The following is a 22,772-nucleotide window of genomic DNA, read 5'->3' on the forward strand; positions in this document are numbered from 1 at the left end:
GCCGGGAGACATCGCCTCCGCCCACAAAGCCAACATTCGCAAGCCGACACGCGATCATTTCTGGTGAGGGTCCTGCTGCTTGGACTGAATTGCGCCAAGGGCTCGAAGCACCGTCTCAACAGCCTGGCGCGTCAATTCGGGTCGGGCGCCTCGCTCGAGGATGCCGCGCGTCACTTGGAGCCATATGCCGATCACGACGTCTACTGCCAACTCTGGGTCCCGAACGCTCACGCGGCCCTGCACAATTGCCTCGACAATGTCCTTCTTGAGGTTGGTCCGGATACCGCGCGCAAACTCGCTGCGTGACTGAGAACTCTGAACCACCAGCCGCGCCCAGTCAGGGCTCGAGATTGCCTTCTCCAAGAACTGCGTGAAGGCGAAGGAGAGGCGCTCGATCGGATCCTGCAGTTCGAGGCGCGCAGGGGTCAGCACGGCGTCAAAGCTCTCCCCAAGTTTCTCCCCCACAGCCGCTGCCAGTTCATCAACGCTCTGAAAGTGATAATAGAACGTCCCCTTGGCGACGCCGGCTGCCTCCACAACCGCGTCGACCGTAAGGCCCTCGCGAGGCCGATCTGCCAGCAGCATCGTCCCGGCCTGTACGAGTTGTGTGCGCGTTCGTTCCCGCCTCTCGCGTCCGATCTCCGCCCTGCGTGCCAGATCAATGTTTGCCATTCGTCATGCCTCTTGCCTGGTAAGATTGCGCGTTCTCGTGTCGACTATATAGTCGAATTGACCTAACAGTGCAAACTGAAATCGAGCGCCGACAGTCGTCGGCTTCGCGGGCGTCTGGATTGCTCCCGCCCTGGTTCCGGGATGGCGCTTCCGTGCATTGGTTCGCGCGGTCGACGCTGCTTGCGTCGCGCTTGGTGCTTGCCTTGCGCTCGGGGATGATCTGACGCTGCTGCTTAATCGGGCGAGAGGCTTGCAGCTAACAGCACACTGAAGCTGCAACAGGGCGCGCCCGTCCTTGGCGGCGTCCTCACACCGCCTCGTCGGCTTCACTCATTGCGGCAATTGATCCAGATCAACATTGTCCAAACTCAAGCGCGCTATCATACAAGTGACAAGTGGCTCACCGCTGGACATATAAACAAGTATAATAAGCAACGCGCGCATGAATAGCCGCGCGCTCTTGCGTTTTCGCCTAAGAATTTGACCAACTTAGAAATGGCGTAAAGCGGCCAGCCACCTCCATCGTCCAAAAAACGGACGGAGCTTGCTCATGGTCGAGAGCCCTGTACTTGCAATCCTGATCTGGACGCCAAAGCATCAAATACCCCCCGCTAACGACCATAGATCGGGAGACCAGCTCGCGGTGCGGCCGGCTAGGCCTAGCGCTTGCCACGGCTTGGCCCACGCGAACGGCGCGGCCCTTTCTATGCCTGCGTCTCGCCTGACAATCTCCGTCTGCGCGCGAAGCTTGTCTTCCATGGGTCATTTTCCCGTTGCGCGGCGAAATCACCCGATTCTCATATTGACTATATAGTCGAATTGACTTATAAGTTCAAGTCGAGATCGAGCTGGTTGGACGCTCGCCAGACATAGGAGATCACGATGAGACGCCCCGATTCTCAGCGACTTGGAGGCACCATGTGCGGTTCCTTTCTTCGCCGACCTGCGAGTTTCGGCCTTCTTGCCTCGTTGGCGGCGTGTGCTCCTGCGCAACCGGAATCTTCCCAACCGGTACCGAGCACGCCGCCGCCGCCGGTGGGGATCGTCCAGGCCGCGCGCCATCCGGTAACCTCGAGCTACGAGTTCATGGGTCGAGTCGAGGCGACCGATCGGGTCGATCTCGTGGCTCGCGTAAACGCCTTTCTGGAGAAGCAGTTCTTCACCGAGGGAACCGAAGTAAAAAGTGGCGACCTGTTGTACCTCATTGAACAACCGCCCTATCAGGCAGACCTCGCGGCCAAGCAGGCCGCGGTCGCTCAGGCGCAGGCACAGCTTACGAATGCCGACACGCAACTCCAGCGCGCGCAGGAACTCCTCAAGTCCCAAACAGGCTCGGTAGCGCGGCGCGACGATGCCCTAACCGCGCAGCTAAGCGCGGCAGCGCAGCTCAAGGCGGCGCAGGCGGCAGAACGCCAGTCCGAGATCAATTTGGGCTACACCGAGATCAGGGCGCCCATCGGCGGCCGCATCAGCCGTTCGTCCGTAACCATAGGCAACGTGGTCGGACCCATTTCCGGGAACCTGGCGAAGATCGTCAGCCAAGATCCGATGTATGTCACATTCCCGGTCCCGACGCGTACTGCAGTCGATCTCCGGAACCGCTATGCCGCGAAGGGCGGTTTCAATGCCGTCGCGGTCAAGATCCGTCTGCCGGACGGCCGCATGTACGGACAAACGGGCGCTCTCAACTTCGCCGATGTCAGCATTGGCCAGGACACCGACTCCCTCACCTTGCGAGGCAGCATACCTAACCCTGTCCTGCCCGGCGCGCAGCTCGGCGGCACGAGCGTACGCGAGCTCGCGGACGGTGAATTCGTGACCGTCGTTCTCGAGGCGGCGCAGCCCGTCGAGCAACTGACCCTGCCCCGCGAGGCCGTTCTATCGGATCAGCGCGGCGACTTCGTGTACGTGGTCGGTGCGGACAACAAAGTAGAATGGCGTGCCGTCAAGGTCGGGCAGTCGACGGCCGAGACCGCCGTGATTTCGGATGGGCTGAAAGAAGGCGAGCGCGTCGTGCTGGAGGGTGTGCAGCGCGTGAAGCCGGGGATCGAGGTTGCTCCGGCAGCCGCGGATACGACTTCGCCAACCGTCAATACTTCCCCGGCCAGCAGGAGCTGATGTCATGTTTTCCGCCACGTTCATCGATCGGCCGAGGCTGGCTATCGTAGTTGCTCTCGTGACCACCATTGCCGGTGCCCTTGCGCTGATGCGCATTCCCGTCGCCCAGCTCCCTAACATCGTGCCGCCGCAGGTCTCGGTAACGGCTGTCTATCCCGGCGCCTCTGCCGAAGTCTTGGAATCGACAGTGGCGCAGCCGATCGAGTCCAAGGTCCTGGGCGTCGACAAAATGCTCTATATGAAGAGCACCAGCGGCAACGACGGCAGCTATACCCTGACCGCCAGCTTCGAGCTTGGCACCGATCCCGACATCAACACCGTCAACGTGAACAATCGCGTCCAGACGGCTCTGTCGCAGCTCCCGCAGGAGGTTCAGCTGCAGGGCGTAACGGTTCAGAAGAAGTCGTCGTCGCTGCTGCAATTCCTCGCCATGTACAGCGACTCCGATCAGTATGATCAGCTTTTCCTCACCAATACTGCTGTCATCAACGTTCTTGATGAGCTGTCGCGCACGCCCGGCGTCGGGCAGGCGACGATTTTCGGCCGGCTCAAATACTCGATGCGGATTTGGTTCGACACCGACCGGCTGGTAAGCCTGAATCTTTCGCCATCGGACATCATCAAGGCGATTCAGGCCCAGAACATCCAGGCTCCGGTCGGCCGGCTGGGAGCCCGTCCTGTTGCGGACGACCAGCGTCTGCAAATGAACCTGCAGACAGAGGGGCGCCTGACAAATGCCGAGCAGTTCGGCGCGATCGTTCTGCGCGCCAATCCGGATGGCTCGGTGCTGCGCGTGCGCGATGTCGCGCGTGTCGAACTGGGAGCCGAAAACGAGGACACCTACGCCCGCATCAACGGCAAGCCTGCAGTCGGTATCGGCATCTATCTCTCACCCGGCGCTAACGCCGTGAATACGGCGAAAGCCGTCAGGGAGACTCTCGCGAAGATCAAGGATCGCATTCCAGATGGCGTCACGCTCCGCGCAATCTACGATTCCACCGATTTCGTCAACGCGACGGTCGAGGTCGTGCTGCACACGCTTGTCGAGGCGTTCCTGATCGTGGCAGCGGTCGTGTTCCTGTTCCTGGGGAACTGGCGCGCCACGCTGATCCCCATGATCGCCGTCCCGGTCAGCATTATTGGCACTTTCGCGGTACTGCTTGCCTTGGGCTACTCCGCAAACACGGTGTCCCTGCTGGCCATGGTTCTTGCGATAGGCATCGTGGTCGACGACGCCATCGTCGTGGTCGAAAATGTCGAGCGTGTAATGGAGGAGGAGCCCGAGCTCTCTCCGGCCGCGGCCACCAAGAAAGCTATGGGGCAGATCACTGCGCCAATCATAGCTATTACGCTGGTGCTGCTGTCCGTGTTTGTGCCACTCGCCTTCATTCCCGGGATTTCCGGCGAGCTCTTTCGTCAGTTCTCGGTCACAATCGTCGGGGCCATGCTGCTTTCCGCCGTCAATTCGCTTACGCTCTCACCGGCGCTCTGCGGTGTTCTGCTGCGGCATACGGGTACCAGGCGCGGGATCATGGCCTGGGTATCCCGCCGCATCGACAATGTGCGCGATGGCTATGCCGCAATCGTCGGAAAGATATTGCGTCTGTCCGTTCTGTCGCTGGCGCTGGTCGTGGCCTTCGGCGCTGGCGTCTATCTCCTCTCGCTCCGGACGCCGACAGGGTTTTTGCCGGAAGAGGACCAGGGCACCTTCTTCGTCGTGGTGCAGCTGCCGGATGCCGCCTCGGTCGCCCGCACCGAAAAGGTGGTCAGCCAGGTGGAGGGTATCCTGAGGGCCATGCCGCAGATCAAGGACGTGAGCTCGGTCGTGGGCTATTCGTTTCTCGACGAGTTCTCGGCCAGCAACTCGGCCTTCATGATCGCCACGCTCAAGCCGTTCGAGGATCGCAAAGCGGTAGTGGACTCGGCACAGGCGCTGATCGGCAAGACATTCGGGCTGGTTGTTCAGCAGGTCCGCGCCGCCAACGTGCTGCCGTTCAACCTGCCTCCGGTGATTGGTCTCTCCACCACCGGCGGCTTCGAATACATGCTGGAAAGCCTGCAGGGGGCCGATCCGGCGGCCATGGGCAGCACAATGCGCGCTCTCGTCGGAGCGGCCAACGCGGATCCGCGGCTGACACGTGTGTTCTCGACCTACACCGCAGCAGCGCCATCCGTTTACCTCGATATCGATCGCGCCAAGGCGCAGGCGCTTGGTCTTAACATGAGCGAAGTGTTCAACACGCTGCAATCGACGCTCGGCGGCTATTACGTCAACAACTTCAACCTGTATGGGCGCACCTGGCAGGTCAACCTTCAGGGTGAGGCAGCAAATCGGCGAGACGTTGAGGATCTCTGGAACCTGAAGATCCGGAACAGCAACGGCGACGAGGTGCCGCTGCGGTCGATCGCCTCCGTCCGTACGGTAACGGGCCCGCAGGTTATCACGCGCTACAACAACTACCGTGCAGTCACCATCAACGGAAGTCCCGCACCGGGCGTGTCGTCGGGCGGCGCGTTGGCCGCGATGGCGGCCGTCTCGGCGAAAACCTTGCCGGCCGGTTACGCCTACGATTGGAGCGGAACCGCCTTCCAGGAGCAGCGCGCAAGCGGGCAGACCGGCATCATCCTCGGTCTTGCGATCCTGTTCGCCTACCTGTTCCTGGTTGCCCTCTACGAGAGCTGGGTAATCCCTGTTCCGGTGCTGTTGTCGGTCACGACCGGCGTGACCGCGGCCTTTGCCGGCGTCCTGTGGGCGGGTCTGACGCTTGATCTTTATGGCCAGGTCGGGCTCGTCGTGCTCATCGCGCTTGCCGCGAAGAACGGCATCCTGATCGTCGAGTTCGCGAAGGAACAGCGCGAGAGCGGCGCCCCGATCCGAGACGCCGCAGCGAAAGCCGCCCGGCTGCGGTTCCGTGCGATCATGATGACGTCGCTGGCCTTCATCGTGAGCCTCGTTCCATTGGTGTGGGCGAAGGGTGCGGCCGAGGTTGCCCGCCACAACGTGAGCACGCCGGTTTTCGCAGGCATGATCGGTGCCAGCACCATCGGCATCTTCCTGATCCCGATGCTCTATGTAGTCTTCCAGAGTATGCGCGAGTGGGTCCGCGCCAAATTCGGCCATACGAACAAGGAAGATGCGCATGCCGCTATGCACGTCGCGAGGTGAAGGTCGAAACAAAGGTGGAGAGTCCGGGATGCTGGCGCGTGCCGAGGCCCCGTGTCCCGACAATGAGAAGGGAGTCAGCGATGCCGAAGCCGTCCATTCTGCTCGGCCGCTCCCTTGGCCGGAAGCACGGACCCAAATTGTCGAATTGACGAATAGGTCATAGCGACGACGAAAGTGAGGAACTTGAAAAGTGACGCTGGGGGTAGCAATGCTCTGAGTGGAGAGAATGATGGATACGACTGCTGTCGAATTATCGAATCTACTGCCGACTGCAATCCAAGCGAGAGAAAAGCTCGCTCTAGCCGAGGCCGAGAAGGCGGCGGCGGCCTTGCGCCAGAAGGAGAGGGCAGATGCCGAAAAGAAGGCCTTGATCGAGGCGCTGTCAAAGCCCACGGGCATTTCCGAAGAAGAAGCGTTCAAGCGGGCGGCCGCCTTCATCAGCCGGGCGATCGGCGACGGGTTGACCGAAGTCGAGGTCCTCCGCTTTCCCTGCGCCCTCTGCACCGACGACGGACGGGCCATTAACAACCAAGAGCCGGGCTGGGAGACGACGCTAACCGGCCTGCCCAAGGAAATGTACGACTTCTGGCACAAGCACTTGCGGTCGCGAGGCTACAAGGCCAAGGCCGAGGTCGTGACTTTTCCGAACGGGATTCCCGGCGACATCGGGATGACCGTGAGCTGGCTGTGAGCGGACACCGTTAGTCGCGGTCACTGGGAGCGGATCGGCATAAGGCTGAGCCGTAGTCGCACGGAGGATCCACGCTCCGCTGCGTACCTAGCCAAGTGAAGGCAGAACGACCGTGGAACCAGCCGCAAATTCGAATCTCGGCGCACCCGGAGAAGCAGCAGGGAAAAGTGTATGCGGGAGACGTCGCCCACATGAATGTTTGCAAGGGCTGAACTCGAGCGGTCTCGCTTGACCCTTCGGCCAACGTCTTATTCCGCCGCGTGGGGCGAGTTTTGGCTCGGCGATTACACGTCCATTGCCAAGCTGGCGCCCCACCGGAACTTTCCAGAGGGAGTCATCACTATGGATCCAGCGACGATCTCGGCTCTATCGGCGTTAGCCGGCTCCGCCATCGGTGCATTGGTGTCCGTCGCAACGACTTGGCTCACACACCGCCATCTGGGTCACATGCAGCGGCTCATGCAGGAACGCTCACGTCGTGAGTGGGTGTTTGGATGACCCTGCCAAGCTTGTTCCCATGTATGGCACCATGAACAAACTCCGGCTTTTTGCGACTTCGGGCACGATGCGCGCTGCCGAAGCAGCGCTCGAGCGTATCGTGGAGACATACGAGTCGCCTTCGACTGCTCGGGAGGCGCGGAACGCACGAATTACAGCCCATGATATCTTGCGCACGTTCGCGGAGTCTTGCCGAGCGGAGATCATTCACCTACGATGATGTCCGGGGGAACCTTCCATGCCACTCGCCTGCGGTTAGGAGGGGGTCCGCGTGTGCTACGCTCTATTGGCGGCTGTTCATTGTTTTTTGTCGCGCGCCAGCGACGCGATGCGACGCTTCAGGATACCGGAACGTCTGCTGAGGATCATCTTCCTTGGCCTATTCGCAACTCAGCTCACAGCCTGCATCGTGGCATATCCACGTAATGGTGTGCCCGTACGATACATGGCCACAGCCGAAGTGAGTGGCTATCCCGGCCACATACGTGACTGGGGCGATTCCTATGCAAGTTTCCCGACTGATCGGCTCGTCGTACTTCGCGACCAACGGATCAGGGCGGCTAGGCATGACCCATCCATAAGCCTGCGTAAGCTCGATGCGCTGACACTTTCGGGCGGTGGAAGTAATGGCGCCTTCGGTGCTGGAATTCTCGCGGGCTGGGCTAAGGCCGGCACCAGGCCCAAGTTCGACATCGTCACCGGTGTCAGTGCTGGAGCTTTGATTGCGCCATTCGCGTTTCTTGGCCCGGCTTATGACGATGAGATCAAGCAGGGCTTCAGTACAATCAACGAGGCCAACATCTATACGAAACACAGCATCTTCGGCGTGCTGTCGAGCGCTTCCCTCACCAGCAACGCCCCGCTTGCCAAGATGCTCGATGAACACATCACGCAGGACATGCTCGATAAGATCGCTCGAGAGTCAAGCAAGGGGCGGCGGCTCTTCATCGGAACGACCAACCTCGACGCGGATCGGCCGGTAATCTGGGATATGGGTGCCATTGCCGCAAGCAACCAGCCGGACCGTTTGAAGCTTTTCAAGGAAGTCATCCTGGCTTCCACGTCTATCCCAGCCATCTTTCCGCCCGTCGAGGTGAAGGTGACCGCGGCGGGTAAGACCTATCAGGAGATGCATGTCGATGGTGGCACCAGCAACCAAGTCTTTTTGATGCCCGCGGGGCTTAGACTGCGCGAGCTTGAGCAGACATTCCACGCGAGCGTAAAGGCGCGCCTCTACATCATCCGAAACGGCAGGACGACGCCGGAACCAAGCATTGTCAAAGCCACACTGCCCGATGTGGCCGAAAAGGGCGTGTCTTCCCTCATCAAGGCGGACGGGATCGGAGATCTCTATCGACTTTACGCGATCGCCAAGCGCGACGGCATCGACTACAATTACATTGACATCCCGATCGACTTCGCTCTCGAACCAAAAAGCCCGTTCGACGGCAACTACATACGTGCGTTGTACGAGAAAGGCTACGAAATGGGCCGTAACGGCGTGCCGTGGAAGAAGGCACCGCCGGAGTTTTTGAGATGAGCCGAATGGACTGGTGAGCGGCCGATCTGGTCATCACATGCACGCTCCGCCAACCAGGCAAATCGCCCTTTCATAGTGGGTCACGGCGATACTGTGGTGCCGCCTACGAGCTGCTTCATGTCCCCATTTTGTTCTGGCATAGAGCGAAATAGGAGGCCAAGGCTTTCATCCTGCGCCGCTGCGGCGCCGGCAGCAGGCGGATGCTGATCGCAACCGGCGCGCCGCTATGCCAGGCGTGAGCTCGAGCGCAAATACAGCCTCTGATTGTAGGGCGCGAGTCGAGATTTAGGCGACCGGCTATACGGACCCCCGACATGTCATCTGGACCGATACCGGCGCACTTCAAGAGATGTGCTTGGTCGAAATCGGGCATGCGATCGACCTGGCGGCTCACACGGGTTTGAGAGTTGGGGAGCTGATCGAGCTCTCATGGTTGGACGTCGGCCAGGACGCCGGTATTCGGGCGCAAAGTCTTGTGGCGCAAGCTGGAGCGGGTAGCGGGAATCGAACCCGCGCGTTCAGCTTGGGAAGCTGACAGGCTACCATTACATCATACCCGCCTGGGGCCGCTGTTGGTTAGCATGGCTGGGTGCCGATCGGCAATCGCAAGATTGCTTTATCCAGCGCCTGCCGCAGGGGTTAGCGCATCGGCCGAAAACTGCGAAGCGGTTTTCGGACGAATCCGATGCGCAAACAAAGAGATAGCGCGGCGTGGTGGTTCAATTTGAACGCACGCCGCTCTGGCGCGGAAAACGCTCGCGGGGACAACTGCCTGGAATCGCCTGCGCTCAATTCGTTGGCGTCAACGAGTCTTTTTTGGGCGATGCGAACTGGATTGCGAAAACCTGGCCGCCGATGCCCTGCGCGATAGAGGGAGAAAATTGCAGCGGGGTGCAGTGTTGCAGGGCGGCTACCGCCTCGTCCAGGAAGTGCTTCTTCGCCTGTTCGTCACCGGCCACGCTGATGTTGGTCGGCCTTGGCGGCCCGATCAGCGTCCCGTCGCGCTTGAGGCTGAAGATCAGCGTCACAGAAGAGCCCTTCGAATTCGCCGGCGGGTTCCAGCAGGCAAGCAAAGCCTTACCGACTTCGTTCATCGAGTTGAGGGGAGCAGCCGCCGAGAATGATGTGGCGACGAACAGCAGAGTTCCGGAAACCGCGAGCACCTGAGGAAGTCTACGCATCACGCTCTCCATTGCCTGGCCGGCCGAAACCGGCGACAACCTAACGTCACCTCCGCCAATAGAGATAATATGCCGATTTTCGCAGCTGAACAGAATCGAGCAGATTTGATGGTTAAGTGGCGTGATTCGGGCCAGGTCACGCGCGCAATGTCGCTGGGATCCGCGGCCAATCCTCCCGAAGCTTGAAGAGCTGGCTCACAATGCGTATCTCCCGCGGCGCGCAAACAGCAGGGAAAACATGTCGGTAATCACGCGATTTCTCGGCGACACGCCGCTCAGGGTGGCGCTCAAGCTCATCGTCGTCTCGTTCCTCCTGGGCCTCGTGATGAGCGCCTTCGGCTGGACGCCGTTCGACATACTGCAACAGCTGCGCAATTTCGTGCTCCACATCTGGAACATGGGCTTTGCCGCAATCGAGCGCTTCTTCGATTATTTCCTGCTTGGCGCCGTCGTGGTCGTGCCGCTCTTCATCATTCTGCGCGTCCTGAACTATCGTCGTGGTTGAACGTCCGGCCTGCTCCTGTAGCCGAGAGTTATGGCTGCTTCGAATGAAGTTTGTCCGTATAGCAACGATTACGACCGTGGTGTCTTGTTCGGGATAGGCTGCGATTTCAGCTGAATCGTTCGCGACTATCGCGCATTAGCTTGCGAAAACAGCGAAACGCGTACTTCTTCGTTACTTAATTGCAATCTTCGGGTTGTTGCCCTTCGATCGAGCCGGCACTATGACACTAGAGCCTCAGCACCATTGATATTTGAGTCAGGGTGTCTCTATTGGATCAGAGTTTGAAGACACCCGCGTCATATCGCGGCGACTTCGTCATCAATAACCGCACGGTTCTTGCGATCGCCGTGCCGATGACGCTGGCTTATCTTACCACCCCGCTGATCGGTCTCGTCGGCACCGCGGTTGTCGGTCACATGGGCGACGCGGCCCTGATCGGCGGGCTGGCGGCCGGCGCCATCATCCTCGATATCGTCTTCAATACCTTCAATTTCCTGCGGTCCGGCACGACCGGACTGGTCGCCCAGGCTTTCGGGCGCGACCACCCCAAGGAGGAGAAGGCGGTACTGTTGCGCGCTCTCGCCATATCGCTCGTCATCGGCGGCGCGTTTGCCTTGCTTGGGCCGTTGGTTTCGATGATCGGCGGCTCCTTCATGGCGGCGGAAGAGCGCGTGCTCAAGGCGATGGACACGTATGTCCGCATCAGGCTGCTTGGCGCGCCCTTCGCGCTCGCGAACTATTCCATCCTCGGCTATGTGCTCGGCCGAGGGGAAGGGCGGCTCGGCCTCTTGCTCCAGGCGATCCTCAACGGTTCAAATGTCGCGCTTGCAATCCTGTTCGGCCTTGTGCTCGGCTGGGGCGTCGCGGGCGTGGCCTGGGGGACGGTCGGCGGCGAATTGATCGGCCTACTTGTCGCTATTGCAATTCTGGCGCGGCGCTTCGGCAACTCGGCCTGGCCTTCCCGCAGCCACATCTTCGAGCCGGCCTCTCTGTTGTCCATGATGGCGCTCAACCGCGACATCATGATCCGCTCTTTCGTTCTGCTCGCCGCCTTCGCCCTCTTCACGCGCCAGGGGGCGCAACTCGGGACGCTGACGCTTGCAACGAATTCCGTCTTGATGAACTTCTTCTTCGTGGGCGGTTATTTCCTCGACGGGCTGGCGAGCGCCATCGAGCAGTTGGCCGGCCGCGCCGTCGGTGCCGGAAGCGAGCGCGCATTCCGCAAAGCAATTTCGATCACATTCGTCTGGGGATACGTGCTCGCCGGCATTGCGACCTCCATTTTCCTGGCCTTCGGGACCAGCCTGGTTGCGATGATGACGACGGCCGAGGAGGTCCGCTCAGAAGCCATGAGCTATGTTCCTTGGGCAGCATTCACGGTAATGAGCGGCGTGCTCGCCTGGGAGATGGACGGCATCTTCATTGGCGCAACCTGGTCGCGCGACATGCGCAACATGATGATACTGTCTTTCGTGGCTTACTGCATTGCGCTGTTTCTGCTGGCGCCGACCTACGGCAATTATGGTCTATGGGCGGCGCTGCATGTCTTTCTGTGGACGCGCGGCTTCAGCCTTCTGTCGCGGCTTCCGGTCAGGGCACGCAACGCGTTTTCGTAGATCGTGATCCCGAACCGAAGGCACCGCAGCAAGAAAGTTGCGGAGTTTTTCGGGATAAGATGACGTTTCGAAAATCAGGATGTCAGTCGAGAGGCGTCACCGCCCAGCGGTCAAGTCCGCTGTCGCGAAGATCGCGGATATTGGCGACCTTCTCCCTGTCGCAGGCCTCCGCGAGGCCTTTCACAATGCGGCCGGGGAGCGACGGCCCGGCATAGATCATGCCGGTATAGAGCTGAACGAGATCGGCGCCGGCGCGGATCTTTTCGATCGCAGACTCGGCGGAGTCGATGCCGCCCACTCCGATCAGCGCCATGTCGTTGCCCACCAGCCGGCGCATCCGCGCGAGTGTTGCGGTCGAACGCCTGAACAAGGGCCGCCCGGAAAGGCCGCCAGTCTCCTCGCGATATGTTCTGCCGGTGAGGCCGGAGCGGGAGAGCGTGGTATTGGAGACAATGATGCCGTCGATGCACTTTTCGGTCGCCTCGGCGGCTATGTCGGCGAGTTCCGGCTCCCCGAGGTCCGGCGCGATCTTGAGGAAGACCGGCACCTTCCGGCTGGTCGAAAGAGCCTCGTCCCTTGCGGTCATCACCTGCGTGAGAAGCTCGCCAAGCGCCTCGCGCGACTGCATCGCCCTGAGACCCGGCGTATTGGGGGAAGAAATATTGATCGTGAGATAGGAGGCGACGCCGGCAAATTGGCGCACACCGGCGGCATAGTCCGCGATGCGATCGTCGCTATCCTTGTTCGCGCCGATGTTGACGCCGACGATTCCCGCCCGCGCGCCGCGCGCTTTGAGGCGCTTGAAGGCACGGTCATGCCCCTGGTTGTTGAAACCGAGCCGGTTGATGACCGCGCCGTCCTCGGCAAGCCGAAAGATGCGTGGCTTCGGGTTGCCGGGCTGCGGCCTCGGCGTCACGGTGCCGACTTCGGCGAAGCCGAAGCCGAGCTTCAGCAAAGCGTCCGGCACTTCGGCGTTCTTGTCATAGCCTGCCGCCATGCCGAGCGGGTTGGCAAAATCGAGCCCGGCGAGGCTGACCTTCAGGCGCGGGTCCGTCGCCGGCGTCGGGCAAAGCGGCACGCCGCTCTTCAGCGCTGCGATGGAGAGCCCATGCGCCGTCTCCGGATCGAGCGCAAAGAGCGCGTTCCGGCCGAGCCAATCGAGAACGCTCGTCAACGGGCAAGCTCCGGGAAGACGTGCTTGCCGTCGGTACCGAGCGGCAAGGGCTTCACCCATGCCACCGCGGATAGCGGCAGCGGTCCATAGAGATGCGGAAACATTGCTCCGCCGCGCGAGGGCTCGTAACGCAAAGCGTCGCCGAGCGCCCGCCCGTCTACCGCGATCAGCAGCAGCCGCTCCTGTCCGCCAAAGTGCCGCGCCGCCGTTTCGGCGACCTGATCAGCGGTCGAGAAATGGATGAAGCCGTCGCTCCTGTCGACCGGAGCGCCGTCGAAACGGCCTTTCGCCTCCGCTTCGCGCCAGAGGTCTTCGGGGCAAATCTTGTAGATCGTCGAATGCATTGTCGCGCTATAGCACGATCGCAAAAACTTGCAGACTTTTCGGATCGAGATCATGCGACAAACACAGGATCGGAGCAGGATGAATAGCTCCGCCCCAATTCGTCCTGCTCAATACCCCGAGCAAGTTTCAGCGGTTGAAGGGAACGGTGCCTCCCGCACCACGTTTTTTATCGCATTTCCGGCACAAAACCGGCGTAGACTGGATTGGCTTGCCGGAGGAGGCTGTCATGCGGTCGGTCGTTTTGCTTGTCCCAATCCTGCTCTTTGCCTGGCTTGCCGGATCGGCCAGCGGCGCGGAGGAGCGCTATAGGCTCGAGAGAACCCAAAACGGCTATGTCCGTATGGATACGCAGACTGGCCAAACATCGATCTGCCAGGAGCAGGGCAACGAGCTCATCTGCAGGGCAGCAACGGAACAGGGAGGCAGCGCTCCGAAGGACGAGATCGACCGATTGCAGGCCAGGCTCGATGCGATGGAATCGCGCATCGCCAAGCTCGAGGCGCGGCCCGCCGTTCCCGAGGCCCTGCTGCCGACCGAGCAGCAATTCAATCAATCTATGGACTACATGGAGAAGTTCTTCCACCGCTTCATGGGCATCATGAAGGACTTCGGCAAAGAAAAGAACGGTCCGGAAGCTCAACCTCAGAAGACGTGACGTCCTTGTCTTAAATCTTTGCAATTCGCGATTGAATCCCTCGGCTTGATCGCGCCGAGAATCGGCGCATAGTTCGGCGGGCACCCAAGGCGCAGCGATGGCGCCAGGGGGCTTACGGGAGGGAATGGTTGACGACTGGCTATAAGTTCGTCATCGCCGACGATCATCCGCTGTTCCGCGGCGCGCTGAAGCAGGCCCTGGCTGGGATTGCCGAGCACACGGAGATCCTCGAAGCCGGCGATTTCGACATCGCCAAGTCGCTGGTTACGGCAAATGAGGATCTCGACCTCGTGCTGCTCGATCTCACCATGCCGGGAGCGAGCGGCCTCTCCGGCCTGATCGCGCTGCGCGGGCTAAACCATTCCGTTCCTCTGGTGGTGATCTCCGCACATGACGATCCGGTCACGATTAGGCGTGCGCTCGATCTCGGCGCCTCCGGCTTCATCTCCAAATCCGCGAGCATCGAGGAAATCCGCAGTGCCGTCCAGGCGGTGCTGACAGGTGGCATCGTCTCGCCCGGCAATATCGAGCTCGGCACCGAGCGCGACCCGGAGATCTCCGACCTGATCCGCCGACTGCTCACCCTGACACCGCAGCAGACCCGGGTCCTCGGCATGCTCGCCGAAGGCCTGCTCAACAAGCAGATCGCCTACGAGCTCGATGTGTCCGAGGCGACGATCAAGGCGCATGTGTCGGCGATCCTGCAGAAGCTCGGCGTCGATAGCCGCACCCAGGCCGTGATCCTGTTCGCAAAGATCGGCACGGATCCATTGCAGGTATAGAGCATGACCGCGAAAAGCTGCAGACGCCAGAGCATTTTGCAACCAAGTGGAATCACTTGGCGTTGCACAAAAGCAGCAAAAACAATCAGATAGAGCATAAGCCCGGATTTGTCCCGGGGATCAGCCATTCTTATCCAGCGCGGCCAAGATTCGATATGCGGCCTTCACCCGCTCCGCGATGGGATAGTTCTTGTTGGCCAGCATCACTATGCCGACGCCCTTGGCGGGAATGAAGGCGACATAGGCGCCGAAACCGTTGGTGGAGCCGGTCTTGTTGATCAGCACGCTATCCCGGGGCGGCAGCGGCGGAGAAAGCCGCTCGGCTCGATTGGGCTTAAGCGCCATGTCCCTGGAGTTCCCCGCGAGCAGCCGGGCGAGATCCGTCGGATAGGCATACATCTCCCACCCCAGTCCCTGCACCATGTCGCCCACCTCGTAGTATCCGGTGTGCGTAGCGGCGATGGCGCGTCCCAACGTTTCGTCCAGCTCCGCGCCGCTCATGTTTGCTTCAACGAAGCGGAGCATGTCGGCCGCCGTTGTCTTCACGCCATAGGCTTGCGAGTCCAGAACGCCCGGCGTCACCCGAACGGGCTTGCCATGCCTGGAATATCCGTAAGCGTAGTCGCCCATCCGGTTTTGCGGAACCCTGATGTAGGTGCTGGTCAGGCCGAGCGCGGGGAAGAGCTTCTGCTGCATCAGTTCATCGAAAGGCTCGCCCATGCTTCTGGCGGCCAGATAGCCAAACAGGCCGATGCTCGGGTTCGAATATTGCCGATGCGTTCCTGCGGCAAACGCCGGTCGCCAGCTTCTGAAATACGCGGTCATCTTCTCCTGATCGGTGACATCGTCCGGAAACTGCAAGGGCAGGCCGCCCGCCGTGTAGGTCGCGAGGTCGAGAAGACTGATCTTGTCGAAGCTGCTTCCGGAGAGAGCGGTCCAATGTTTGCTCACCCTGTCCGAGAGAGACAGGTTGCCGAGCGCCTCGGCGTAGGATGCAAGCGTTGCGGTGAAGGTCTTGCTGACCGAGCCGATCTCGAAAATGGTGTCGTTGCCGACCTTTTGCCCGCTCTCCTTGGACGCGACGCCGTAGTTGAAGACATACCGCTCGCCCCGCACCGTGATCGCCACGGCCATGCCGGGAATTCCATTGTCTTTCATGACCGGCCCGACCGCGGCCTGGACAAGGTGGGCGAGCTCGGCCTGGCCGCTGCCCTCTGCGGCATACGCGCTTGTGCTGAAGGACAAGGAAACGCCCGCGGTAATTCCAAGCCCGGCTCGCGTTCCGGTTTGCAGGGTGGCAGCCGGGACAGCGAACAAAGCGCCGGCAAGCACCTGCCGGCGTGACAATAGCCTTGTCATTCCTATCTTCCCCTCCGATTGGTGCAGGATAGAGAGTCGGCCGCGGAGCCCGCGAGTTAGGGACCTCTGGCAAGGCACTATGGCGGCTGCATTTCCCCTGGGCAAATGATCAATTCTGGACTGAGCCATGAGAAAATGTTGGGCTTGGAATCGCCGACAGCTCGGCATTGAGCATGCTTGACAAAAGGCTGCTCGAGACGCAGCCCATCGGCGATTACAGCTTCGTGAGCAGAGCAACGACGATGAAAGTGGACTTCACTGATCTTCTACTTGCGTTCGAATTCGTGAGCTTCGACGGAAGCGGCGTGAACAGGGCCTATCTGTGCAGAGAGACAGGCAAGATCTATTGGAAATCGCAGTGGGACGATGATGTCGAAGAACTGCCGGACGATCTCGGGGCTCCCGCGAAATACCTCGCCATTCCGGACAAGAGACAGCTCGATCTCGGCAAACCGTGGTGCTGAAATTCGCGCGCGACCACCTGCCGGACGACTACGATAAAGTCTGGGAGATTTTCAGCCGGTCAGGTGCCTATTCCCGCTTCAAGGACCTGTTGGCGTACCGGCACGCGGTTGATCGATGGCACGCCTTCGAGCAGGAAGCTACAGAGCAGGCTTTGAGGGACTGGTGTGAGCTTCATGAAATCGAGGTCGGCTGACGCGGAGCTATCGCAAAAGAACGCCCTTATTCCGCCGCTACCGCCATGCGCCGCACGCGCGTCATCATCGAGCGCAGTGCCGCCGGCTTGACCGGCTTGTTGATGACGGGCACGTCCATCGCCTGGGCGGCGGCGCGGACCTCGCCTGAACGGTCGGCGGTGATCAATATAGCGGCCGTCTCCGCGCCATGGATCGCGCGCAGCTTGCGGATAGTGTCGAGGCCGGTCTCGCCGTCGAGGTGGTAGTCGGCAAGCACGACGTCCGGCGCCGGCAGGATAGCGCGCTGTGCTTCGAACGCGGCCGAGCCCGCGAAAGTCCAGACCCGGCAATCCCACCGTTCGAGGAGCAGGCGCATGCCGTCGAGGATGCGCGGGTCGTTGTCGATGCAGAAGACTGCAAGCCCGTTGAGCGCTGCACCGGTATGCATCTCGGGCCTGGCCGCGACTGTTTGCGCGGGCTCGCACGCAGCCGCCGGCACGATGACAGAGAACTTCGTGCCCTTGCCTTTCTCCGAGAAAATCCTGATCTCGAGCCTGAGCACGCGCGCGATCCTGTCGACGATCGAGAGGCCGAGCCCCAACCCCTGCGCTTCGCGCGCGCCTTCGTCGAGGCGCGTGAACTCGCGGAACACGGTGCTGAGCTTCTCCGGCGCAATTCCGATGCCGGTATCGATGACCTGCAGCTCGACCAGCTCGCCGCGCCGGCGCACTCCGACGAGCACCCGACCCCTGCGGGTGTATTTGATCGCGTTGGAGACGAGATTCTGGACGAGGCGGCGCAAAAGGCTGCGATCCGTGTTCACGGCGATGGAAGAAGGAACGATGCGCAGCTCGAGCTTCTTTTCGGCCGCCATCGGCATGAAATCGGTCTCGATCTGCCGCATCAGCCCGCCAAGCTGGAACACGCTTTCAGACGGCTTCATGGCGCCGGCGTCGAGACGCGAGATGTCGAGCACTGCTCCGAGGATCGTCTCGACCGATTCCAGAGAGGACCCGATCCTCGTCGCCGCCTCGCCGACTTCGCCCTTGCCGGCCTTTTCCATGAGGGACGCGCAATAGAGCCGCGCCGCATTGAGGGGCTGGAGTATGTCGTGACCTGCTGCGGCAAGGAAGCGCGTCTTGCCGAGATTGGCTTCCTCGGCAAGCATCTGCGCCTGCGCGAGTTCCTCGTTGACGCGGGTGAGTTCGGCCGTGCGGCTCCTCACCCGCTGCTCCAGCGTCTCGTTGATGCGTTTCAGCGCGAGGTCAGCCCCCACACGCTGGGTAATGTCGGCATAGGTGGCGACCAGTCCGCCGTCCGGCATCGGATTGGACCTGATCTCGATGATGCGGCCAAGCGACTTCAGCTCGATCTGCCAGGGTCGTGCATTGAAATCCGTCAGTCGATCGAGCAGCGGAGCGATGGCATCGTGCCTGAGGTCGCCGCGTTCGGCCAGGAAGCGGAGCATATGGTCGAGCGAGACGCCCACCTGTCCCATCTTGTCCGGCAGGTCCAACAGCGCGCGATACTGCCTGTTCCAGCAGGTCAAGCGGAAGTCCTTGTCGAGGACGGTGATACCTTGCTCCATCTGGTCGAGTGCGATCTGCAGCAGATCGCGGTTGTGCTGGAGCGCCTCGGTAGCATCGTCGAGCAGGCGGAAGGCGTCCTTCGCGGTCTTGTCGTGCCGCTGGAAGAGCAGCGACAGGATCAGCCGCGCCGAGGCCGAGCCGACGGCGCTCGCAAGTAGTTGCTCGGAGAAGCGGACGAGATCCATGCTCGCGGGCTGGTTGCCGGCGAGCTTGCTTCCGCCGATGCTCGTCTCGAAGGTCTGGAACGAGCGCTCCGTCCGCTCTACCCCTAGAAATCGCGAGATTGTGTCCTTGAGGTCGTTGACCGTGACCGCGGTGCGAAAGCGCCGGAGCGACGGCACCGGATTGGCGTCGCGGGGCACGAAGATCGAGGCCTGGATGCGTTCCAGCGGGAGCGAAGCGCGCGACAGCGAGCCGAGCACGAAGAACAGCGTGTTGATCGCCAGGCTCCACAGCACGCCGTGGTTCAGCGGTTCGGCAACCGTCCCGAACAGGGCTTGCGGCCTGAGCGCTTCGATGCCGAAGAGGCCCTCCGTCAGCATCGATGTGTCGGGCGCGGAAAGCGACGGCAGCATCAGTGTATAGAACCAGACCAATATGCCGGCGGACATTCCAAGGACGGCCCCCCGCGCATTGGCGCGGCGCCAGATGAGGCCGCCGAACAAGGACGGCGCGAACTGCGCGATCGCCGCGAACGACATCAGCCCGATCGAGGCGAGGTGGGCATCGTTGGTGCTCTTGCGGTAGTACAGGAAGGCGACGAACAGGATGACGAAGATCGAGGCACGGCGGATGTTGAGGATAACGCTCGACCAGTCCTCGTTTTGGCCGCCGCTATGCTTGAGCAGCCGCCGCATGAAGAGCGGGATCACCAGATCGTTGGAGATCATGATCGACAGTGCCACGCTGGCGACGATGACCATGGCGGTTGCGGCCGAAAGCCCGCCGATGAAGGCGGCCATGGCAAGGAAATCGTAGCCATTGAGCAGCGGAAGCGACAGCACGTAGAGATCGGCACTGGTACGCTCGCCCACCTTCGCTGCGCCGGCGAAGGCGAGCGGGATGACGAACAGGTTGATCGCCACGAGATAGACGGGAAAGACCCAGCTCGCGGTCTTGAATTCGCTCTCGCTGCGGTTCTCCACGACGGTCACGTAGAACTGCCGCGGCAACATGATGACGGCGAAGCCGGAAAGGATCGTCGTTACAACCCAGGTGCCCAGAGAGGTGCGATACTCCACCGCCGCCTGCACTCTCGGGCTCGCCATCACCGCATCGACCAAGCCGGCCGGCGAGCCGAACAGGAAGAAGGTTGCCGTCGCGCCGACGGCAAGGAAGGCGGCGAGCTTGACGACCGATTCGACCGCGACCGCCAGGACCAGCCCATCCTGGTGTTCCGTCGCATCGGCATGACGCGTGCCGAAGAGTGAAGCGAATATCGCAAGCAGGATCGCGACCATCAGCGAGATGTCGTTGGCGAGCGGATCGAAATTCACCGGCATTTCCGAATAGTGCTCGACCATCAGGCTGACCGAGCCGGAGATCGCCTTGAGCTGCAGCGCGATATAGGGAATCGCGCCGATCACCGCGATCAACGTTGCGATCAGGCCGACATGAAAGCTCTTGCCGTAGCGGGCGCCGAGGAGGTCGGCGATCGAAGTGATCTTCTCGGCCTTGGCGAGCCGGATCACGCGCTGCAGGAGTGGCCTGCAGAACACGAAGACGAAGATCGGTCCGATATAGATCGTCAGGAATTCCGGGCCGCGCTCGGAGGCAAGGCCGACCGAGCCGAAGAAGGTCCAGGAGGTGCAGTAGATGGCGAGGCTGAGCGCATAGATGTAAGGCCGCGGCTTGCCGGCGCCGTGCGCGGCCGCACGGCGGTCGCCAATGCTCGCGATCGCAAAGAGCAGCGAGACATAGGCGATCGCGATGAGCGCGATAGCCAGGCCCTGCACGCCATTCCTCCCTTGACGTTGGCCAAGAACAGCTCCCTGGCGATGCTTGCTCGCCTGAAACTGTCATCCGAGCCGCACAATAGCGCCTCTCGCTCAACCGTGCCAATCGGCAGATCAACCCTAAGTCCTTCTTTCACGTCGCAGCCTTTTTGCTATGGTCGCCACGGCAGAGGTTTTGTCATGGCGAGATTCGCGATGCGCGGTCCGTTCGGCTTTTGGGAGGATACGATGCTGAAGGAATTCCAGGAATTCATTGCCAAAGGCAACGTCATGGACCTTGCCGTCGGTATCATTATCGGTGGCGCGTTCGGCCTGATCGTTAATTCACTGGTCAACGACATCGTCATGCCGATCGTCGGCGCGATCTTCGGCGGCTTCGACTTCTCGAACTACTTCCTGCCGCTCTCCCACAATGTGAATGCGACCTCGCTGGCAGAGGCGCGCAAGCAGGGCGCTGTGTTTGCCTATGGCAACTTCATCACGGTAGTCATCAATTTCCTGATCCTGGCATTCATCATCTTCCTCATGGTGAAGGCGGTGAACACGCTGCGCCGCCAGATTGAGCGGGAGAAGCCGGCTGAAAAACCCGCAGCGGCCCCGCCGGAAGATGTTCGGCTCCTCACCGAAATCCGGGATTTGCTGGCGAGGAAATAAGACAGGCGACATTTTCTCCTGCAAATTGCTGGCTGGGAGGCAGTTGGGATTACCGCGGATAGGCCCGCGGGACAGCGCCCCCCTCTGTCCTGCCGGACATCTCCCCCACAAGGGGGGAGATTGGACGGCCGCGATGATTTCGCCGACCTGCAGCGTTTGCGATTGTTGAAACCAACGATGACAGCCAATCTCCCCCCTTGTGGGGGAGATGTCCGGCAGGACAGAGGGGGGCAACGTAGGGCGCCAGGTCTTCCGATATCTCGGAAGAAGAAACGCCGCTACTTCGGCGTCTCGCCTCCGCCTGCACCAATCGATCTTCCTCGCCTAGCACCAGCCAAGCCGCTATTCGAACTTCACCAGCGAAATCCGGATCATGCCATGAGCATTCTCGATTCCCTCAGGGATGAAGCACGTCGCGCGCCGTCGAGCGGCATTGCGGCCGTATCGGCATACGGGCGTGGCCGGCCAGGCATTATCCCGCTCTGGGTTGGCGAAGGCGATCTCCCGACGCCGGGCTTCATTTCCGAAGCCGCTGAGAAGGCGCTGCGCGACGGTGAGACCTTCTACACCTATCAGGGCGGCATTCCGGAGCTGCGCGATGCGCTTGCCCGCTATCACACACGCCATTTCGGCCGGGCCTTCTCGAGCGAGGAGTTCCTGGTCGTCGGCGGCGGCATGCAGGCGATCCAGCTTGCGCTGCAGGCGACGGCAGGGGCCGGGGATGAAGTCCTCTATTTCTCGCCGGCCTGGCCGAACTTCCCGGCTGCGGCCGAGGTTGCCGGCGCACGGGCGATTCCCGTCGCATTACAGCGCTCGGGCAATGGCTGGTCCTGCGACGTCGAGCGCCTCACGGCCGCAGTCACCAGCCGCACGCGGGCGATTTTCGTCAATTCGCCGTCGAACCCGACCGGCTGGACGGCCGATCATGAGACTCTGAAGGCAATCCTCGATCTCGCCCGGCGCCGCAACCTCTGGATCATCGCGGACGAGATCTATTCGCTGTTCCACTACGGCGGCAGCCGAGCGCCGTCTTTTCTTGACGTGATGGAGCCGGAGGATCGCATCCTCTTCGTCAATACCTTCTCGAAGAATTGGGCCATGACCGGCTGGCGCATCGGCTGGATCGGCATTCATCCGTCACTCAAGACGGTATTCGAGAACCTGATCCAGTATTCGACGTCGGGCGTTGCGCAATTCATGCAGCGCGGCGCGGTCGCTGCCCTCGACAATGGCGACGAATTCGTCGCGGGCCAGATCGAGCGGGCGCGGCAGGCCCGCGATCTGGTCTGCGATATTCTCGGCAGAACGGGGAGGGCGCGCTTCAGCGTCCCGGCCGGCGCCTTTTACCTGTTCTTCTCGGTGGCGGGCATCTCCGATTCCCGGCAGGCGGCGCTCCAGATCATCGACGAAGCCAATGTCGGTCTGGCGCCCGGCACCGCATTCGGAAAAGGCGGCGAGGATTCCTTCAGGCTCTGCTACCTCCGCCGCCTCGACCAGGTCGAGGAGGCCGCGCAGCGCCTGGCAAAATGGATGATGGGCTGAAAGGCGCGGCGTCGGTGCCCCCTCCCCACAAGGGGGAGGGGGGCACAAGCGCCGCGCTGTTCACGGCAGCGCAGTGCCAGTGTTGGTCGCGG

Annotated in this window: 18 protein-coding genes and 1 tRNA gene; 12 read left to right on the top strand and 7 right to left on the bottom strand. The window is 61.3% G+C overall.

The window, feature by feature from the left end; all coding sequences use genetic code 11:
* Positions 1 to 54: 54 nt before the first annotated feature.
* Positions 55 to 672: a TetR/AcrR family transcriptional regulator gene (locus tag SAZ10_RS20025; RefSeq protein WP_318611128.1), complete on the bottom strand. Its 618-nt coding sequence runs from the start codon at positions 670 to 672 to the stop codon at positions 55 to 57.
* A gap of 882 nt (positions 673 to 1,554) precedes the next feature.
* Between SAZ10_RS20025 and SAZ10_RS20030 the strand changes: the two genes are divergently transcribed.
* The 4 genes from SAZ10_RS20030 (at position 1,555) to SAZ10_RS20045 (ending at position 8,685) form a co-directional block, all read left to right on the top strand.
* Positions 1,555 to 2,790 carry an efflux RND transporter periplasmic adaptor subunit gene (locus tag SAZ10_RS20030; protein WP_318611129.1) on the top strand — a complete coding sequence of 412 codons (1,236 nt, stop codon included), beginning with the start codon at positions 1,555 to 1,557 and terminating at the stop codon, positions 2,788 to 2,790.
* A gap of 4 nt (positions 2,791 to 2,794) precedes the next feature.
* Complete coding sequence (locus SAZ10_RS20035; RefSeq protein ID WP_318611130.1) at positions 2,795 to 5,956, top strand: multidrug efflux RND transporter permease subunit; 3,162 nt, start codon at positions 2,795 to 2,797, stop codon at positions 5,954 to 5,956.
* A 367-nt stretch (positions 5,957 to 6,323) separates the two neighbouring features.
* Complete coding sequence (locus SAZ10_RS20040; RefSeq protein WP_318611131.1) at positions 6,324 to 6,647, top strand: hypothetical protein; 324 nt, start codon at positions 6,324 to 6,326, stop codon at positions 6,645 to 6,647.
* A 769-nt stretch (positions 6,648 to 7,416) separates the two neighbouring features.
* Positions 7,417 to 8,685 (top strand): patatin-like phospholipase family protein, encoded by a 1,269-nt coding sequence (locus tag SAZ10_RS20045; protein ID WP_318611132.1) that lies wholly within the window; start codon positions 7,417 to 7,419, stop codon positions 8,683 to 8,685.
* A 486-nt stretch (positions 8,686 to 9,171) separates the two neighbouring features.
* Here SAZ10_RS20045 and SAZ10_RS20050 read toward each other — a convergent pair.
* Together SAZ10_RS20050 and SAZ10_RS20055 are read right to left on the bottom strand one after the other, a co-directional pair.
* Positions 9,172 to 9,245 (bottom strand) — tRNA-Gly (locus tag SAZ10_RS20050).
* A 228-nt stretch (positions 9,246 to 9,473) separates the two neighbouring features.
* Positions 9,474 to 9,878: a hypothetical protein gene (locus SAZ10_RS20055; RefSeq protein WP_318611133.1), complete on the bottom strand. Its 405-nt coding sequence runs from the start codon at positions 9,876 to 9,878 to the stop codon at positions 9,474 to 9,476.
* 226 nt (positions 9,879 to 10,104) lie between these two features.
* On the opposite strand from SAZ10_RS20055, the gene SAZ10_RS20060 reads away from it, so the two are divergent.
* Positions 10,105 to 10,371 (top strand): DUF6460 domain-containing protein, encoded by a 267-nt coding sequence (locus SAZ10_RS20060; protein WP_318611134.1) that lies wholly within the window; start codon positions 10,105 to 10,107, stop codon positions 10,369 to 10,371.
* A 353-nt stretch (positions 10,372 to 10,724) separates the two neighbouring features.
* A complete protein-coding gene (locus SAZ10_RS20065) occupies positions 10,725 to 11,987 on the top strand; it encodes an MATE family efflux transporter (RefSeq protein WP_318611327.1) in 1,263 nt (420 codons plus the stop codon).
* Between the two features lie 82 nt (positions 11,988 to 12,069).
* On the opposite strand, the gene SAZ10_RS20070 is transcribed toward SAZ10_RS20065, so the two are convergent.
* Both SAZ10_RS20070 and SAZ10_RS20075 read right to left on the bottom strand, forming a co-directional pair.
* On the bottom strand, positions 12,070 to 13,161 hold the full coding sequence (locus tag SAZ10_RS20070; protein ID WP_318611135.1) for a quinone-dependent dihydroorotate dehydrogenase: 1,092 nt from the start codon (positions 13,159 to 13,161) through the stop codon (positions 12,070 to 12,072).
* Positions 13,158 to 13,505 (bottom strand): DUF952 domain-containing protein, encoded by a 348-nt coding sequence (locus SAZ10_RS20075; RefSeq protein ID WP_318611136.1) that lies wholly within the window; start codon positions 13,503 to 13,505, stop codon positions 13,158 to 13,160. Before SAZ10_RS20075 ends, SAZ10_RS20070 begins: the two co-directional genes overlap by 4 nt.
* A 227-nt stretch (positions 13,506 to 13,732) precedes the next feature.
* On the opposite strand from SAZ10_RS20075, the gene SAZ10_RS20080 reads away from it, so the two are divergent.
* Both SAZ10_RS20080 and SAZ10_RS20085 read left to right on the top strand, forming a co-directional pair.
* On the top strand, positions 13,733 to 14,161 hold the full coding sequence (locus SAZ10_RS20080) for a hypothetical protein (RefSeq protein ID WP_318611137.1): 429 nt from the start codon (positions 13,733 to 13,735) through the stop codon (positions 14,159 to 14,161).
* Positions 14,162 to 14,289: 128 nt separating this feature from the next.
* On the top strand, positions 14,290 to 14,943 hold the full coding sequence (locus SAZ10_RS20085) for a response regulator transcription factor (RefSeq protein ID WP_318611138.1): 654 nt from the start codon (positions 14,290 to 14,292) through the stop codon (positions 14,941 to 14,943).
* Positions 14,944 to 15,063: 120 nt separating this feature from the next.
* Here the strand turns inward: SAZ10_RS20085 and ampC are convergent, their stop codons facing one another.
* Positions 15,064 to 16,236, bottom strand: coding sequence for a class C beta-lactamase (gene ampC, locus SAZ10_RS20090; protein WP_412535258.1), 1,173 nt, complete (start codon positions 16,234 to 16,236; stop codon positions 15,064 to 15,066).
* A gap of 239 nt (positions 16,237 to 16,475) precedes the next feature.
* On the opposite strand from ampC, the gene SAZ10_RS20095 reads away from it, so the two are divergent.
* Both SAZ10_RS20095 and SAZ10_RS20100 read left to right on the top strand, forming a co-directional pair.
* Positions 16,476 to 16,766: a hypothetical protein gene (locus tag SAZ10_RS20095; RefSeq protein ID WP_318611140.1), complete on the top strand. Its 291-nt coding sequence runs from the start codon at positions 16,476 to 16,478 to the stop codon at positions 16,764 to 16,766.
* The gene (locus SAZ10_RS20100) at positions 16,760 to 16,960 is read left to right on the top strand and encodes a hypothetical protein (RefSeq protein ID WP_318611141.1); all 201 of its coding nucleotides are present in this window, start codon (positions 16,760 to 16,762) and stop codon (positions 16,958 to 16,960) included. The genes SAZ10_RS20095 and SAZ10_RS20100 overlap by 7 nt, the downstream gene beginning before the upstream one ends.
* 26 nt (positions 16,961 to 16,986) lie before the next feature.
* Here the strand turns inward: SAZ10_RS20100 and SAZ10_RS20105 are convergent, their stop codons facing one another.
* Positions 16,987 to 20,484 carry a PAS-domain containing protein gene (locus SAZ10_RS20105; RefSeq protein WP_318611142.1) on the bottom strand — a complete coding sequence of 1,166 codons (3,498 nt, stop codon included), beginning with the start codon at positions 20,482 to 20,484 and terminating at the stop codon, positions 16,987 to 16,989.
* A gap of 228 nt (positions 20,485 to 20,712) precedes the next feature.
* Between SAZ10_RS20105 and mscL the strand changes: the two genes are divergently transcribed.
* Together mscL and SAZ10_RS20115 are read left to right on the top strand one after the other, a co-directional pair.
* Entirely contained in the window at positions 20,713 to 21,138 is a 426-nt protein-coding gene (gene mscL / locus SAZ10_RS20110) for a large conductance mechanosensitive channel protein MscL (protein ID WP_318611328.1), read from the top strand.
* Between the two features lie 378 nt (positions 21,139 to 21,516).
* Positions 21,517 to 22,680: a pyridoxal phosphate-dependent aminotransferase gene (locus tag SAZ10_RS20115; RefSeq protein WP_318611143.1), complete on the top strand. Its 1,164-nt coding sequence runs from the start codon at positions 21,517 to 21,519 to the stop codon at positions 22,678 to 22,680.
* The last annotated feature ends 92 nt before the right edge of the window (positions 22,681 to 22,772 follow it).

This window comes from Mesorhizobium sp. BAC0120 (genome assembly GCF_033542235.1).
In the GTDB taxonomy this organism is placed as follows: domain Bacteria; phylum Pseudomonadota; class Alphaproteobacteria; order Rhizobiales; family Rhizobiaceae; genus JAWRCU01.

Coding starts and splice junctions, on each gene's coding strand:
- SAZ10_RS20025 (WP_318611128.1), bottom strand. CDS start 672: ATGGCAAACATTGATCTGGCACGCAGGGCGGAGATCGGACGCGAGAGG.
- SAZ10_RS20030 (WP_318611129.1), top strand. CDS start 1,555: ATGAGACGCCCCGATTCTCAGCGACTTGGAGGCACCATGTGCGGTTCC.
- SAZ10_RS20035 (WP_318611130.1), top strand. CDS start 2,795: ATGTTTTCCGCCACGTTCATCGATCGGCCGAGGCTGGCTATCGTAGTT.
- SAZ10_RS20055 (WP_318611133.1), bottom strand. CDS start 9,878: ATGGAGAGCGTGATGCGTAGACTTCCTCAGGTGCTCGCGGTTTCCGGA.
- SAZ10_RS20060 (WP_318611134.1), top strand. CDS start 10,105: ATGTCGGTAATCACGCGATTTCTCGGCGACACGCCGCTCAGGGTGGCG.
- SAZ10_RS20065 (WP_318611327.1), top strand. CDS start 10,725: ATGACGCTGGCTTATCTTACCACCCCGCTGATCGGTCTCGTCGGCACC.
- SAZ10_RS20075 (WP_318611136.1), bottom strand. CDS start 13,505: ATGCATTCGACGATCTACAAGATTTGCCCCGAAGACCTCTGGCGCGAA.
- SAZ10_RS20080 (WP_318611137.1), top strand. CDS start 13,733: ATGCGGTCGGTCGTTTTGCTTGTCCCAATCCTGCTCTTTGCCTGGCTT.
- SAZ10_RS20095 (WP_318611140.1), top strand. CDS start 16,476: ATGCTTGACAAAAGGCTGCTCGAGACGCAGCCCATCGGCGATTACAGC.
- mscL (WP_318611328.1), top strand. CDS start 20,713: ATGCTGAAGGAATTCCAGGAATTCATTGCCAAAGGCAACGTCATGGAC.
- SAZ10_RS20115 (WP_318611143.1), top strand. CDS start 21,517: ATGAGCATTCTCGATTCCCTCAGGGATGAAGCACGTCGCGCGCCGTCG.